We start from the raw sequence: 14,740 nt of genomic DNA, 5'->3' as shown, positions 1-14,740 counted from the left end.
ACATCCTATTCAAGCTGCATCCCTGTCACAGTGGAGCGTATTACATACGCTCCATCACATCGATACCTAAAATATCTAAGCCCTTGGCAAGTGTGGTTGCGACACTTGCACAAATTGCTAAGCGTGATGTCTTAGTTTCTTCGCTAATACCTTCTTTTAGGATTGGGCAAGCTTCGTAGAAGCTCATGTACAAGCTGGCTAACTCGTATAAGTAGTTACAAAGTAGGTTAGGGGTACAGTCAGCAATCACTGAATCTAGTACTTCTTCCAACTGAAGTAGCTTAAGGGCTAGTGCTTTTTCTTGTGGTGCTTCAATTGTTGCTGGCTCTGTCAAGCTTGCTACATCAACCCCTGCTTTGCTGAAAATACTTTGAATACGCGAGTAAGCGTACTGTAAGTATGGCGCCGTCGCTCCTTCAAAGCTCAGCATGGTTTTCCAGTTAAAGATGTAGTCGCTAGTGCGGTTTTTCGATAAATCGGCGAATTTCACCGCGCCAATACCCACTTTACGCGCCACTTCTTCAAGTTGCTCAGCGCTGATTTCAGGGTTTTTCTCTTTGATAAGGTCAGTTGCACGCGTAACCGCTTCGTCAAGTAGCTCAGCTAGCTTAATCGTGCCGCCAGTACGGGTTTTAAATGGCTTGCCATCGTCACCCATCATCATGCCAAATGGGCAATGGTCGTAAGCCACTTGCTCAGGCAAGAAACCTGCTTTACGGGCAACAATTTCCACTTGCTTAAAGTGCAGGGCTTGGCGCGCATCGGTAAAGATAATAATGCGATCAGCGTTTAACTCGCCACTGCGGTAACGACAAGCAGATAAGTCTGTCGTTGCGTATAAGTAACCACCACCAGATTTTTGTACGATAAATACCGAAGGCTCACCGTCTTTGTTCGCCATTTCGTCGATAAAGACCACTTTCGCACCTTGGTCTTCAACGGCAATTTCTTGTGCCATTAATTCATCGATAACTTTCGGCAAGTCTGGGTTGTAGGCGCTTTCACCCATGATGTCGCTGCGCTTCAAGGTAACGTTGAGTTTTTCGTAAATTTCTTCACTGTGGGCGATAGAAATATCAATAAACTGTTGCCATAGCTTGTCGCATTCCGCGTCGCCACCTTGGAGTTTTACAACGTATTCGCGAGCGCGATCGGCAAAGCCTGCTTCGTCGTCAAAGCGCACTTTAGCTTCGCGGTAGAACGCTTCTAAGTCAGATAGGGCGGTTTCAGCGACTTCGTCAGCCGCTAGCTTATCGCTTAGGTGCGCCAGTAACATACCAAACTGCGTACCCCAGTCACCCATATGGTTTTGGCGAATCACTTTGTCACCACGGAACTCTAAGGCGCGTACTACGGCATCACCAATAATGGTTGAGCGTAAGTGACCAACGTGCATTTCTTTCGCTAGGTTAGGCGCTGAGTAGTCAACAACAACGGTTTGTGGCTCTGCGCGTTGGCTAACACCTAAATTAGCATCGGCGGCACTTGCCGCTAACTGGCTAGCTAACCAAGTATTGTTTAAATGAATATTAATAAAACCTGGGCCTGCAAGTTCGATATTGTCGGCAATATCTGCAAGCGCAGGCGTTAAGTGTTCAACCACTTTCGTCGCTAATTCACGTGGGTTGGTTTTAAGCTTTTTCGCCGCGCCCATCACACCATTGGCTTGGTAATCACCAAATTGCGGTTTGGTTGATTGACTAACGGCTGGATTGGTATCTGCTGGTAAGCCTGCTGCTACCATAGCAGCCAACACTTTTTCCGAAAGCAAAGACTTAATATTCATGTTAAAAGATCTCTATCTGTATGCGGTTAAGCAAGCTAGGTAGTGGGTTATAGCACTACCTAGTTAAAATTTTTATGACGCTACAAGCAATTCATCACCATAGCGCAGAATATTTGAGGAGCTAGCCTAGTTGCTAATGCTCTCTGGTTTTATGGAACACAATATCCGGATGACGCTCTTGTGCCAAGTTCAGGTTAACCATGGTTGGTGCGATATACGTTAGGTTGTCGCCGCCATCAAGCGCCAAGTTATCTGATGCTTTCTTGCGGAACTGATCAAGCGTGCGCTCATCATCACAAGTACACCAACGTGCGGTGGCAACACTGATCGGCTCGTAAATCGCATCCACGTTGTATTCGGTTTTTAAGCGCTGAACAACTACTTCAAATTGCAGTACACCGACCGCGCCAACAATCATATCGTTGTTATCTAGTGGTCTAAATACCTGCACAGCACCTTCTTCTGATAACTGGATCAGACCTTTTTGCAGTTGCTTGGCTTTAAGTGGATCGCGCAGGCGAATACGACGGAACATTTCAGGCGCGAAGTTTGGAATACCGCTGAACTTCATTTCTTCGCCATTGGTAAACGTGTCACCAATTTGAATGCTGCCGTGGTTATGTAAACCAATAATGTCGCCTGCAAAGGCTTCTTCAACGTTAGCGCGATCGCCCGCCATAAAGGTTACCGCATCGGCAATTTTCACGTCTTTGCCAATACGAACTTGGCGCATCTTCATGCCTTTGCTGTATTTACCGGAAACGATACGCATAAAGGCGATACGGTCACGGTGTTTCGGATCCATATTCGCTTGAATTTTAAAGACGAAACCTGAGAATTTTTCCTCTTCGGCAGCGACATCACGTTTGTCTGTTGCGCGCGGCTGTGGTGTTGGTGCCCATGTCGTTAAGCCATCAAGCATATGATCGACACCAAAGTTACCGAGTGCGGTACCAAAGTATACCGGTGTTAGTTCACCTTTTAGGAATTCGTCTAGGTTGAATTCGTGCGATGCACCAACGACTAATTCCAGCTCTTCACGTAAGTCTTCGGCGAAGGCACCAATTTCAGCGTCTAGCTCTGGGTTGTCCAAGCCTTTAATCACGCGTTTTTCTTGAATCGTGTGGCCTTGGCCTGTGGCGTAAAGGATGGTTTCATCGGTTAAGATGTTGTATACACCTTTAAAGTCTTTACCCATGCCAATAGGCCAAGTGATTGGCGCACATTTAATTTTCAGTACGTCTTCCACTTCGTCCATGACTTCCATTGGATCACGGGTATCGCGGTCCATTTTGTTCATAAACGTAATGATTGGCGTGTCACGCAAACGGGTAACTTCCATTAATTTAATGGTTCTGTCCTCAACACCTTTGGCGGTGTCGATAACCATTAAACAAGAATCTACCGCCGTTAGTGTACGATAGGTATCTTCCGAGAAGTCTTCGTGACCTGGGGTGTCGAGCAGGTTAACGAGGCAGTCAGCGTAAGGGAATTGCATTACCGAGGTGGTGATCGAGATACCACGGTCTTTTTCCATTTCCATCCAGTCAGACTTAGCGTGCTGACCTGATTTCTTACCCTTTACCGTACCGGCTGTTTGCAAAGCTTGACCGAATAATAATACTTTTTCGGTGATCGTGGTTTTACCCGCATCCGGGTGAGAGATGATAGCAAACGTGCGGCGCTTGCCGACTTCTTGCTGTTGTACAGACATGCCTGATTCCTGTAACGATAAGGGTGAAAATTAAAAAAGCGCGATATTATAGCGAGAAGTGTCGATAAGAGCAGCAAAAATTATTTGTCATTTATTGTTACTGCTCGCACTTATTGACTATAAATCACCCTAATCGAATCAACGAATCAACGAATCAACGAATCAAGCATTCATCTATAAAACTACGTTAGTCGAAAACCCCCACCACTTGGCGACTGATAGCAATCAGCTTGCCATTGGCATCCCAAATATCTGATTCCATATGACAGTAGCCATCGGCAGCTTGGCGTGGGAAGGATGAATAGGCTAGCCAGTCAGTTGGCTTGATTTCGTCATGCGGGTGCAAAAACTCAATATTCCAGTTCATGCTGCTCGCCGGTGCTGGCCATTTTAAGGTTTGCAACACTGGGCAAGGGTAGCCATCGATCAACGCGATTAAATGGGCATCGGTAATAGCTTCTGGTGCTTTGCTAAAACGAATCCAGCCTTTGATATGGTTCTTTTTACTGCCCATAAATGGGAACTTACCTTCCACTAGGTTGAGGTCTAAGTGTTTTAAAAACTTAGGCACAACTTTCGGGATCGGTGGAATAAACTGTGCTTTTTTCGCTGGCGGTAAATCGTGTCGCTCGGTATTTTCAACCGCGATTTTTGATTGGCGATCAACCGCAAAACACACTTGGCAAATCACCGCGACTTTATCTTGCTGGATGATTTTACCGAAGGCTTGTGTGGCACTTTTTCCTTCGCGCAAGATCTCAACTTGCAGCTCAAACGGTTCACCTACCGCCAATGGCCCGACAAAGTTACAGTTAAATGAGCGCATTGGTCTATCGTTAGCGACTTTCGATTTGATTGCCTGATAGAGAACCGCTGCTGAAATACCACCAAATACGGTACGCCCTTGTCCCCAACTAGCGGGAATAGTGAGTGTCGATGAGTTTGTTGCTTGCGCGAGTAGGGTATCTATATGCATAAAATGCTAATTCCTTGATAGGGTTTGCGGTGTCACTTCGATGGGGTCCTCACCATCTGCTTGGCTAGTAATGGTCAACCAAAGTTGGCCTTCAGAAAGAGTACATTGCAGATGCATTTGGCGATCAACTAAATTAGCTAATTCTTCGGCTAACTCAGGCGCTATGGTGGTTACGGTTAAATTGCTTTTTAAGCGAAGTTGGTTCGCTTCTTTTTGCCACCACTGGTTAAACGGGCCATCGGCATAACTGTAGATGGTCATTTGCTTGGCTTGATTACAGCCTTTTTTAATACGGATTGCCGATGGTTGGCCGAGCTCTATCCAATGCTCAATTTCATCGTGTAAGTTTTTTTGCCATAAATCAGGCACATCAACATCGCTTAATCCTTTGGTAAAGGCTAATGACTCGTTGGCATTGAAAATAAACGCCAAGATGCGCAGCATCATTCTTTCGTTGTTTTCAGAAGGGTGACGAGCAATGGTGAGGTCGTGCTCTGCGTAGTAGTTTCTATCCATATCGGAGATGGATAACTGAACTTTAAATATTGTTGCTTTAAGCGCCATAAGAAATGATGAATATGAGTAGTTGCTCTAATTATATTCACACAATGGCAGATATTGTCACCTGCTAATTAGCAAATTGGTTGTCTTGGTTTTTATGTGTGATGGCTAATAAATAAACTTGCATGTTCAGATTACATGTGTAATCGTTGCTTTTGATTACATGTGTAATCAATGGGGCTAAAACTTAATAAAAATTAATCAATTTCGTTCCACAGGTTTAACGAGCAAGCTTAATTTGATTCCAAATGGGAAGTAGCATGAAAACACGAAAAATAAGTGCAAAACAGATGGTACTGGGTGTACTTGCTATGGTGACAGCCGGTTGTAGCGCACCTACTGTGCATTTATACGGTCGCTACTTAACCGAGGAACAACAAACCAATGTTATTGAGCAGTTACAAGGTAACCTAGAGGGCAAATCGTTCAACATCTCTGTTAACCAACATCAGTTTCCTGAGTCGATTAACGATACCACCATTATTTATTCTCCGTTTGTCTCAGACCCAGAGGTTGTTCATTTGTTAGCGAGCGAGTTATCCAACCTTGATTGGCAAGTAACTCGGACTTCGGCCTTAAAAGAAGGTAATCATTGGTTTCAAAAAAATTCCATCGGCGTATTTCTAGTGCCGAAAGGAGTTAACCCGCACGCAGGAACCTCAATGAGAGATATGGCGAATCTGTACCGTATTGAATTCGACAAGAGCCAAGATTTACAACATGATGGAAGCGATCAATGCCACTCTTCTCTTACGCTCAATTTAAATATAAATGGGCGGTATGCATTTAGCGAAGAAGTTAAGAATGAAAATTATAGCTATGGCACTAACGGCCAATGGCGAATGCGAGCATACCCATTTATTGAAATGCGTCCCGACACAGGTGGTCGTTGGCTGTATTTTGAAGCCCAGCGAGAATCACGAAATGATCAGATAAGCCAATTGAACGTGACGACATTAACACCAGTAGAAGATTACGCAAATTTAGCGGGCTGTCAGTTTGTTTATGGTCAGCGCAGTTAGACAGGTCAGTTGCAATGAGGTTTGGCAACCGAGACCACAAGTTAGGAAATTATTATGATTGATATTAGCAATGCTGAAGCCGAAGTATTAACGGTGCTTTGGGGGCAACATCCACTGTCTGCTGGCGATATAATCGAGCAGCTTAACCAAGAGCGCCCTTGGCATGAAAAAACCGTGAAAACCTTGCTTAATCGGCTGGTAAAAAAAGGTGCCGTTGGTTTCGAGAAAGATAAACGCCGCTACTTGTACTATCCGATTTTAGAGCAAGCTAGTTATCAACAGCATGCCAGTCAGTCGTTAATAAAACGTTTGTTTAGTGGCCGAGTTTCACCTTTGGTTGCTGGTTTTGCCAAGCACAACAATTTGGAAAAAGAAGACATAGAGTCGTTGAAGCAACTGATCAGTGATTGGGAGCAAGAAAATGATTAGTTGGCTTGGCGAGGTAATCATCCCATTTAGCTTAGTTGCGGCAGTGCTACTACTGACAAGGCGCTATTTATCCAGTTTTTACAGCCCTCAAATAGGGTACGCTACTTGGCTGCTGTTACCTGCAAGCTTGATTCTTCCTTTTATTGAGATGCCAAACTGGTTTGCTGTCGTTAGCGAAGGGCAAAGTGTTCAGCGTTACTTGGCGGTTTACACCACTCAGCCTTCAAGTACCGGTGTTGAGCTGCCTTTGCTTACTATTTGGCTTGCTGGTGTACTCAGCTTACTGGGCTTTTGGAGTTTTCAGCATCTCAAACTGATCAAATCGTACGCTAACTGGCAGCCTGTCACCAATGATTTATTACAGCACGAAGTGCTAGCAAATAGCGCATTAAAAGTTTACCGAACACAGCAGAACTATAGCCCCGCGCTAGTCGGGATAGTTAAACCGAAACTTTTGATCCCCAAGCATTTTGAGCAGTTGTATTCGAAAGAGCAGCAACAGCTGATTCTTGAGCATGAACTTTGCCATTTCAATCGAAATGACATGGTATGGAACACCATTGGGCTGTTGATAGTGGCTTTAATGTGGTTCCACCCTCTGGCATGGCTAGCGTATTCGCGCTTTCGCCGTGATCAGGAAATTTCCTGTGATCAAACCGTGTTGGCGCGCAAACACACGACTTGCAGGATTAACTACAGCAAAGCTTTGTTAGTGGCGGCGCAAGCGTCGCCACCGCTTGGCTTTGCTCAATTATCCTTTAAAGAATATGGAGATAAAAACGTGATGTTTGAACGCATTAATATGATTAAGCAAGGTTACCAACAATCCAAGCTGGCAAGTGTAGCGGTGTTGGTAGGGGCATTAAGTATAATGTCGGCAATTAGCTATGCTGGTGATGGCTACTCAGGCTACTCAAAAAATGATACGCATAAGTCGAGTAAGAAAATGAGTAACTTGGCTGAGCACATCAAGCCGACTGTACGCATTGAGCCTAAATATCCGATTCAAGCCGCACGTGATAGAGTTGAAGGTTCGGTGGTACTTAAGTTTGATATTACGCCCAGTGGTAGTGTCAGTAATATCACTATTGTTAAAGCCATCCCTGAAAATGTATTTAATAAAGTGGCAACGACAGCGCTAGCACAATGGCAATATGAAACATCGGCTAGTGCTTCAAACAATAATTTAGTGCAGTTGGATTTTATGCTGGATGATAACTCTACTTATAATTTCGCCAACTTGACCGAGCAAATAACGGTGAGTAATTAGCGAAGACATGAAAAGCTGGTTCGTAAACTGTGTAAGTTAGCTTACCAGTTTTCTCCCCATCACAATGGAGTCTTCATAGCCTGTTGCCGTTGGGTAGTAACCAGTGCGGCGGCTAATTTCAGTAAAGCCATGATTGATGTAAAGCATGATTGCTGGCGTATTGCTGGTTCTAACATCAAGCCAAAGCTGCTCGCCACCAAGGTTTTTCGCTTGCGTAATAAACTGTGTTAGTAGCGCATTACCGAAGCCTTGACCTTGCTCAATGGGGTTTACGCAAATATTCATTAACGTGGCTTCACCTAAAATGTATTCACCAATATAAAAGCCGATAATTTTGCTGTTGCCGCTGGCGTCAATTGCCTGTGCATATTCACCAAAATAGCGGCCACCTACACAAGACTGAAATAGTTTTTCTGTCCACGGATGAGTGTGGCAAGCATTTTCAATAGGCATTAGGGCAGTTACATCATCTAATGTAATTGCAGTGTAGGTGAGATTGTTAGTACTTGAATTTGTCATTTTAATTGGCAAGTAGCAGCCAAAGTTGCTGTTTCAGTTGAGGTTGCTGAGCAAGCACATCTAAACTTGGTGTCACTAAATGCTGCTTGGTCAGTTCAATTGTTTCCGCTTGATGGAATTGCCACTGAAGCAAGCCCAAATCTATTTTGTCTTCTTTAATACCGACTTCAGTTTGATTAAGTGACAGCGCAGTCAAAATATCTAAATATAAGCGATGGTTTGCTGTTGCTTTGACATCAATGGCTAAATAGTCTGCCGAAGGAGCAGAGTTTTGTTGATCTCGTAGTTGATACAAGTCAATGCCCATGGCGGTCAATTTATCGAATGCTGCTTGCTGGATCATAATAGGCAAATACAATTATCACTTGTGATAAACAATGATTAACGAGTTTGTTGAGCAGACTATATGTTAGGAACTAACTGAAAGTAAAGAGAGAGAAAAAGTGGCAGGGGTAGAGAGATTCGAACTCCCAACCGTCGGTTTTGGAGACCGCTGTTCTACCAATTGGAACTATACCCCTGCAGAGGCGTTGCATTATACCCAACCAAAGTTAAAGGTAAACCCCTTAAAAAGCGAAAATTGCAAAAAAATAGCGGTTTTTGATTGTTTGCTGGTATTTTCAGCAGAAAGGGCTTGATAAGTAAACAAACCCTTTCTGCTGACAGGGGGCAACTAAAGTTTCGAGATAGAGGTTTTAAGTATTTTGATCTAGATGAGTAGAATCTAGTTCATTCAACAAGCTATCTTTGCCGCTTAGTTTCCTAGGGCGTTGAAGCCCAATTACTCGGCCAATCAACCGTTCTTCGGCTGCGCTCTTTGAAGATGTTTAGCTGTGTGTCTAAATAGTCTTGTACAGATGCTTGCTTGTTTTTGTCTGTTTGGTGCCACACAAGCCAATTTTCAGCTACTTCTTCATTTAGTTGAGGTAGTTGCGCCAGTATTGCTGGTTGAGCACTTTTTAGTTGTTCAACTAGGCTTTGCATACTGCTATCACCGTGCCGATAGGCTTGTGCCAACCAGTAATCTGCTTGCGGTAAGTTTTGATTGTGTAAATAAATCACCCCTAAAGTATGCATCGCACCAGGGTGCTTGCTTTGTGCGGCTTGCTCTATGTAGGTAAGCCCTTTTTCAGGGTCTTGGTAGTGATCGTTGGATAAATAAATCAGCCCCATTTTGTATTGAGCACTTGGTACACCTTTAAATGCAGCTTTTTTGTAGTATTTAACTGCGCGGCGCAAATTCTTTTTCGTGCCATAACCGTTGTAATACATGTCAGCTAAGGTGGCGATAGCTTCTTTGTGGCCGCTACTAGCATATACATCGAAGTCATTAAAGTAACTGCGACACTTGTTACTCAAGCAAGATGTTATTTCATTTGAAGCGAAACTAGACGCTGGGTAGAAAGACAACAGCGCAATAACCAAAAGTGATTTTCTCATGCTAAATTCCTTCTTATTTCGAGTATGTTATCCGAGTATGTTGACTAAGTGGCAAATGCTATTTTGACTGTTAACGTTTGCATTGAAGTATAAATTAACCTTTTCTATTTGCCGATCAACTCACCCATCAACTCGCCCGTCAACGGCAATCCTTCACCGCTTTGTATTAAATTTACCTGCCTTTTAAGCTCTAGTTTTAAACCCTATATTCAAAAGTGAATAGGCTTTGAGATATTTGCACATATTCAAAGCCTATTAATTCACATAAAAAGCTAAAAGCTAATTGTGATGGGAGGTCGGTTTTGAGTGATAAAACCTGACTTCATCTGGGTATGGAAATACATCTTCGACAATACCCGCAGCAACATTTTGTTGTGCTTGCTGCCAATAGCTGGCGTCTAATAGCTCTGGGTGATGTTGTAAAAACGCTTTGCGATATTTCGGGTTAGCTAGTGCAAACGTCGCTAACTCTTCTGGGAACATATCGCCAGGGTCTACTGTATACCAAGGCTCTGAAGCATAAATTTGCTCTTCGGTTTTAGGTTCAGGCTTCACTCTAAAATTCACTTCGTCCATGTAAGTGATTTCATCGTAATCATAGAAAATAACGCGGCCATGGCGAGTTACACCAAAGTTTTTCAACAGCATGTCGCCAGGGAAAATATCGGCAGCAATCAGTTGCTTGATGGCTGTACCATAGCCCAACATAGCATCACTAATTTCCTCATCACTTGCTTTAGCAAGGTAGAGATTAAGCGGCGTCATTCTGCGTTCAATATACATGTGCTCGATAACCACCAGATCGTCTTCGTAGCGAATAATCGATGGCGCCACTTGTTCTAGCTCTGCTAATAACTCATCAGAGAACCTGTCTTTGGGAAAGGCAACTTCGGAATATTCCATGGTATCGGCCATTCGACCCACTCTGTCGTGCAGCTTCACCAGACGATATTTAGACTTCACATCTTTTTTCGTCATTTGTTTGCTTGGCGCAAACTTGTCTTTAATGATCTTAAACACATAAGGGTATGACGGGAGGGTGAATACTGACATCACCATACCTTTGATCCCCGGCGCTAGTTCAAGCTTGTCGTCGCTTTGCGCTAAGTGGTGCAGGAAGTCGCGATAAAATTGCGTTTTACCTTGTTTGTGATAACCAACCGCAGAATAAAGCTCAGCCTTGGTTTTACTTGGCATCAACTCTTGTAAAAAGTTGATCATGGGCAGCAAATAAGGACAATCAACAAAGAAGTAGGCACGAGCGAAACCGAATACGACTGCCATATCTTCTTTATTGGTTAACAAGGTATCAACGTAAATATGGCCTTGTTCATCGTTAAGCAGCGCCACAATAAAAGGCGTTTCACCGCCCGGTGAAACCACGCGACCAATAATGTAAGCGCCTTTATTGCGATAGAAAACTTGATCAAGAATATCAAACTTCATCTGGTCGATAGGATAACGAGTTTTGTCTGCTTCGCGTGAAAAGCGACTAATTACGATATCAATATCGCCAGCTAAATCACGAAACGGCAGGGTAAAGCCCGCTTTTTCCATGATTGTCTCAATGGTTTTTTCTAAGCCTTGCTCATTGGGTTCATAGCGTGTGTAGATTTGCTTTTGACGCAGGTTGTCTAAACATTCTTGAGAAGATTCAACAAAAATAAAGCCATTGTGGTAGTACTTGCGCTCAAACAGATGGCAAAAAATGGAATTGTAAAAGCTTTCTGCTAAATCGGACTTGTCATGATAGAGCAGCTGCTCAACGTATTCTTGTTTAATTGCTTGCCATAGCGCTTCGTCTAATTCTGAAATGGCAAAGTCTTGGCGTATGGTGGCTAAGGTCTCTTTGATACGTAGATCATAAAAATCGGTTCGTTGGCGTGAAGCTTCTTGCACTTCATGCCATTGTGCTTGCTCAAAACGCTCTTTCGCTGAACGAGTGATTTCACCAAATAGGTACATATGGCGCTCAAAACCATTAATAATAGTTTTGGCCACGGCGATAGCTAAGTTATTCATATAAACATCCTGATTTACTTAACGGCTTAGCCGAAAAAACTGCTCATCTGAGCATAACCGATGAATCTATTTAGTGCTTGCGTTTTTTTTGCCAATAGTCGCTATTGAATCTATCAATATTGCTTGAATTTACGCCGCCTCGGCACTAGACTTACGCGGTTTTTTTGTTGCTGGCTGGCGGTGTATATGCGTGTTTCTGATTTTGCTTTTGATTTACCTGAAGAGTTAATTGCTCGTTACCCAAAACAAGATCGTACTGCCAGTCGTTTAATGACGGTTGAAGGCAATAGCGGCGACATCACCGATGGCACCTTTGTTGATGTGTTAGCGCAGCTAAACGACGGTGACTTACTTATTTTCAACAACACCCGTGTAATACCTGCCCGCATGTTTGGTAAGAAAGCCTCGGGTGGCAAGCTCGAAGTGTTGGTTGAACGGGTTTTAGATGAACATCGAGTGTTAGCGCATATCCGCTGTAGCAAATCGCCAAAACCTGGCACCGAAATTATTTTGGAAGAGTCTGTGTCGGCAAAGATGGTTGCTCGCCATGACGCACTCTTTGAATTGTCATTTGAAGGTGAAGAAAAGGTCTTAGATATTCTTGAACGCATTGGTCATATGCCATTGCCACCTTATATCGACCGCCCAGATGAAGACTCAGATCGCGAACGTTATCAAACCGTTTACAATGAAAAGCCTGGCGCTGTTGCTGCGCCAACCGCAGGTTTGCATTTTGACGATGACTTACTGGCAAAAATTCAAGCCAAAGGTGTAGAGCTTGCTTTTGTTACCTTGCACGTTGGCGCGGGGACTTTCCAACCGGTAAAAGTTGAAGAAATTGCTGATCACGTCATGCACGCAGAATATGTGGAAGTCTCGGAAGACGTTGTGGCGAAAATCGAACAAACGAAAGCTAATGGTGGCCGTGTCGTCGCAGTTGGCACCACCTCGATGCGCTCACTCGAAAGTGCAGCCAAAGCGGCAGATGAGCAAGGCGAATTAATTGCCCCGTTTTATCAAGACACAGATATTTTTATTACCCCAGGTTTTAACTTCAAAGTGGTTGATGCGCTAATTACTAACTTCCACTTGTCGGAATCAACCTTGTTAATGTTAGTCAGCGCCTTTGCAGGTTACGACAATATGATGCGTGCCTATCAACACGCAGTAGAGGAAAAGTATCGCTTTTTCTCATACGGCGATGCGATGTTTTTAACACGCCAAAGCCGTTAACTCTTTTTTTTAAGTTTTATAAGAAAAGTTTTACCAGAAACATTGAGTTAAACACGTTTAACTTAACCCCTAAACTGAAGCCGCTGGTCTGTTTTACTAGTGGGCGGAGAATACAATGAAATACGAATTAATTAATAAAGACGGCAAAGCACGTCGCGGCCGTTTGACCTTTGAACGTGGCACGGTGGAAACCCCTGCGTTTATGCCTGTGGGCACCTACGGTACGGTTAAAGGCATGAAAACTGAAGAAATTAAAGAGATTGGTGCAGAAATCATTCTCGGTAATACCTTCCACTTAATGCTACGTCCAGGCACAGACATCATCGAACAGCACGGTGATCTGCATGACTTTATTAACTGGGACAAGCCTATTTTAACCGATTCAGGCGGCTTCCAAGTATTCAGCTTAGGCAAGATGCGTAAGATCACTGAAGAAGGGGTAAAATTCTCTTCACCAGTAAACGGTGAGAAAATTATGCTAACGCCAGAGCGTTCAATGGAAGTTCAACGTGCGCTAGGCTCAGACATCGTAATGATTTTCGATGAATGTACGCCATACCCTGCTACTCACCAAGAAGCGAAAGACTCAATGGAGCTATCACTTCGTTGGGCACAGCGCAGTAAAGATGCGCACCAAGGTAACCCAAATGCGTTATTCGGCATTGTCCAAGGTGGCATGTATGAAGATTTACGTGAAGTTTCTGTTGACGGCCTAAAGGCGATTGATTTCGACGGCTATGCGATCGGCGGTTTATCAGTCGGTGAGCCGAAAGAAGATATGATCCGCATTTTAGATCACACTACCCCCTTGATCCCGGAAAATAAACCCCGATATCTGATGGGAGTAGGCAAGCCAGAAGATTTAGTGGAAGGTGTGCGCCGCGGCATTGATATGTTTGATTGTGTAATGCCAACCCGTAATGCCCGTAACGGCCACTTATTTGTGAGTGATGGTGTGGTTAAAATTCGTAACGCGAAAAATAAAACCGACACTGGTCCACTAGATCCAGAGTGTGATTGCTACACCTGTAAAAATTACTCAAAAGCTTATTTGCATCATTTAGATAAGTGTAATGAAATTTTGGGCTCGCAGTTAAATACCATTCATAACCTGCGTTTTTATCAGCGTGTGATGAAAGGTTTGCGCGATGCGATTGAGGCAGGTACATTGGATGACTTTGTTGCCGATTTCTATGCCCGCCGAGGCTTACCTGTTCCGCCATTAGCGGAAGGTAGTGAGCAAGTTTAATCATTTTGCACAGCAGCAAAATGTAGCGCTTTATTAACGTTAATAAAGCGCTAAGAATTCAATTTATAAATATTAAAAGAAGTAGAGGAAATTATGAGTCTATCTTTAGGTACTATTTTCGCCCAAGCACAACCGCAAGGTGGTGGTATGGAAATGTTAATCATGCTGGCCGTTTTCGGTTTAGTGTTTTATTTTATGATTTATCGCCCACAAGCGAAGCGCGTAAAAGAGCACAAAACCTTAATGTCGGCACTATCTAAAGGTGACGAAGTACTGACCCAAGGCGGTTTAGTGGGCAAAATCACTAAAGTGTCTGACGAGAAAGATTTTGTGGTAATCGCGATTGCTGAAGGTACTGATGTGACAGTACAAAAAGCATCAATTAGTGCGGTACTGCCAAAAGGAACAATGAAAAGCCTCTAATCGAGGCTTTTTGCGTTCTTTAGCCCAACGTTTTTTTTTACCCAAGTAGTTTAGCAGCTATGTCAGGTAAACCTAGCAAGAGCGCTCAACTAAGCA

14 protein-coding genes and 1 tRNA gene are annotated in these 14,740 nt (G+C 43.6%); 6 read left to right on the top strand and 9 right to left on the bottom strand.

Annotated features, from left to right (window positions below; genetic code table 11):
• Positions 1–40: 40 nt before the first annotated feature.
• From argS to DXX92_RS15750, 4 genes are all read right to left on the bottom strand, one after another.
• Entirely contained in the window at positions 41–1,786 is a 1,746-nt protein-coding gene (gene argS / locus DXX92_RS15765; RefSeq protein ID WP_116001388.1) for an arginine--tRNA ligase, read from the bottom strand.
• Between the two features lie 133 nt (positions 1,787–1,919).
• Complete coding sequence (prfC, locus tag DXX92_RS15760) at positions 1,920–3,500, bottom strand: peptide chain release factor 3 (RefSeq protein WP_116001387.1); 1,581 nt, start codon at positions 3,498–3,500, stop codon at positions 1,920–1,922.
• A gap of 187 nt (positions 3,501–3,687) precedes the next feature.
• On the bottom strand, positions 3,688–4,476 hold the full coding sequence (locus DXX92_RS15755; protein WP_116001385.1) for an acyl-CoA thioesterase: 789 nt from the start codon (positions 4,474–4,476) through the stop codon (positions 3,688–3,690).
• 6 nt (positions 4,477–4,482) lie between these two features.
• The gene (locus DXX92_RS15750) at positions 4,483–5,040 is read right to left on the bottom strand and encodes a YaeQ family protein (RefSeq protein WP_116001383.1); all 558 of its coding nucleotides are present in this window, start codon (positions 5,038–5,040) and stop codon (positions 4,483–4,485) included.
• A 257-nt stretch (positions 5,041–5,297) separates the two neighbouring features.
• Here DXX92_RS15750 and DXX92_RS15745 point away from each other — a divergent pair, with 257 nt between their 5' ends.
• The 3 genes from DXX92_RS15745 to DXX92_RS15735 are packed head-to-tail and all read left to right on the top strand — an operon-like array spanning position 5,298 to position 7,758.
• Positions 5,298–6,059 (top strand): hypothetical protein, encoded by a 762-nt coding sequence (locus tag DXX92_RS15745; protein WP_116001381.1) that lies wholly within the window; start codon positions 5,298–5,300, stop codon positions 6,057–6,059.
• Positions 6,060–6,113: 54 nt separating this feature from the next.
• Positions 6,114–6,488 (top strand): BlaI/MecI/CopY family transcriptional regulator, encoded by a 375-nt coding sequence (locus tag DXX92_RS15740; protein ID WP_116001379.1) that lies wholly within the window; start codon positions 6,114–6,116, stop codon positions 6,486–6,488.
• Positions 6,481–7,758: a M56 family metallopeptidase gene (locus DXX92_RS15735; protein WP_116001377.1), complete on the top strand. Its 1,278-nt coding sequence runs from the start codon at positions 6,481–6,483 to the stop codon at positions 7,756–7,758. The genes DXX92_RS15740 and DXX92_RS15735 overlap by 8 nt, the downstream gene beginning before the upstream one ends.
• 36 nt (positions 7,759–7,794) lie before the next feature.
• On the opposite strand, the gene rimI is transcribed toward DXX92_RS15735, so the two are convergent.
• The 5 genes from rimI to aceK form a co-directional block, all read right to left on the bottom strand.
• A complete protein-coding gene (rimI, locus tag DXX92_RS15730) occupies positions 7,795–8,277 on the bottom strand; it encodes a ribosomal protein S18-alanine N-acetyltransferase (RefSeq protein ID WP_245961500.1) in 483 nt (160 codons plus the stop codon).
• Position 8,278: 1 nt separating this feature from the next.
• Positions 8,279–8,620, bottom strand: coding sequence for a DNA polymerase III subunit psi (locus DXX92_RS15725; protein ID WP_116001375.1), 342 nt, complete (start codon positions 8,618–8,620; stop codon positions 8,279–8,281).
• A 101-nt stretch (positions 8,621–8,721) separates the two neighbouring features.
• Positions 8,722–8,798, bottom strand: a tRNA-Trp gene (locus DXX92_RS15720).
• A 241-nt stretch (positions 8,799–9,039) separates the two neighbouring features.
• Complete coding sequence (locus DXX92_RS15715; protein WP_116001374.1) at positions 9,040–9,717, bottom strand: tetratricopeptide repeat protein; 678 nt, start codon at positions 9,715–9,717, stop codon at positions 9,040–9,042.
• 279 nt (positions 9,718–9,996) lie between these two features.
• Positions 9,997–11,739 carry a bifunctional isocitrate dehydrogenase kinase/phosphatase gene (gene aceK, locus DXX92_RS15710; protein WP_116001372.1) on the bottom strand — a complete coding sequence of 581 codons (1,743 nt, stop codon included), beginning with the start codon at positions 11,737–11,739 and terminating at the stop codon, positions 9,997–9,999.
• 186 nt (positions 11,740–11,925) lie between these two features.
• Between aceK and queA the strand changes: the two genes are divergently transcribed.
• The 3 genes from queA (at position 11,926) to yajC (ending at position 14,644) form a co-directional block, all read left to right on the top strand.
• Positions 11,926–12,972, top strand: a complete 1,047-nt coding sequence (gene queA / locus DXX92_RS15705; RefSeq protein WP_116001370.1) for a tRNA preQ1(34) S-adenosylmethionine ribosyltransferase-isomerase QueA — start codon at positions 11,926–11,928, stop codon at positions 12,970–12,972.
• A gap of 115 nt (positions 12,973–13,087) precedes the next feature.
• Positions 13,088–14,221 (top strand): tRNA guanosine(34) transglycosylase Tgt, encoded by a 1,134-nt coding sequence (gene tgt, locus DXX92_RS15700; RefSeq protein WP_116001368.1) that lies wholly within the window; start codon positions 13,088–13,090, stop codon positions 14,219–14,221.
• Between the two features lie 93 nt (positions 14,222–14,314).
• Positions 14,315–14,644: a preprotein translocase subunit YajC gene (gene yajC, locus DXX92_RS15695; RefSeq protein ID WP_116001367.1), complete on the top strand. Its 330-nt coding sequence runs from the start codon at positions 14,315–14,317 to the stop codon at positions 14,642–14,644.
• Positions 14,645–14,740: the final 96 nt, after the last annotated feature.

The sequence above is a fragment of the Thalassotalea euphylliae genome (genome assembly GCF_003390395.1).
GTDB classification, from domain to species: domain Bacteria; phylum Pseudomonadota; class Gammaproteobacteria; order Enterobacterales; family Alteromonadaceae; genus Thalassotalea_F; species Thalassotalea_F euphylliae_C.
This window is presented reverse-complemented; position numbering and strand designations above follow the sequence as displayed.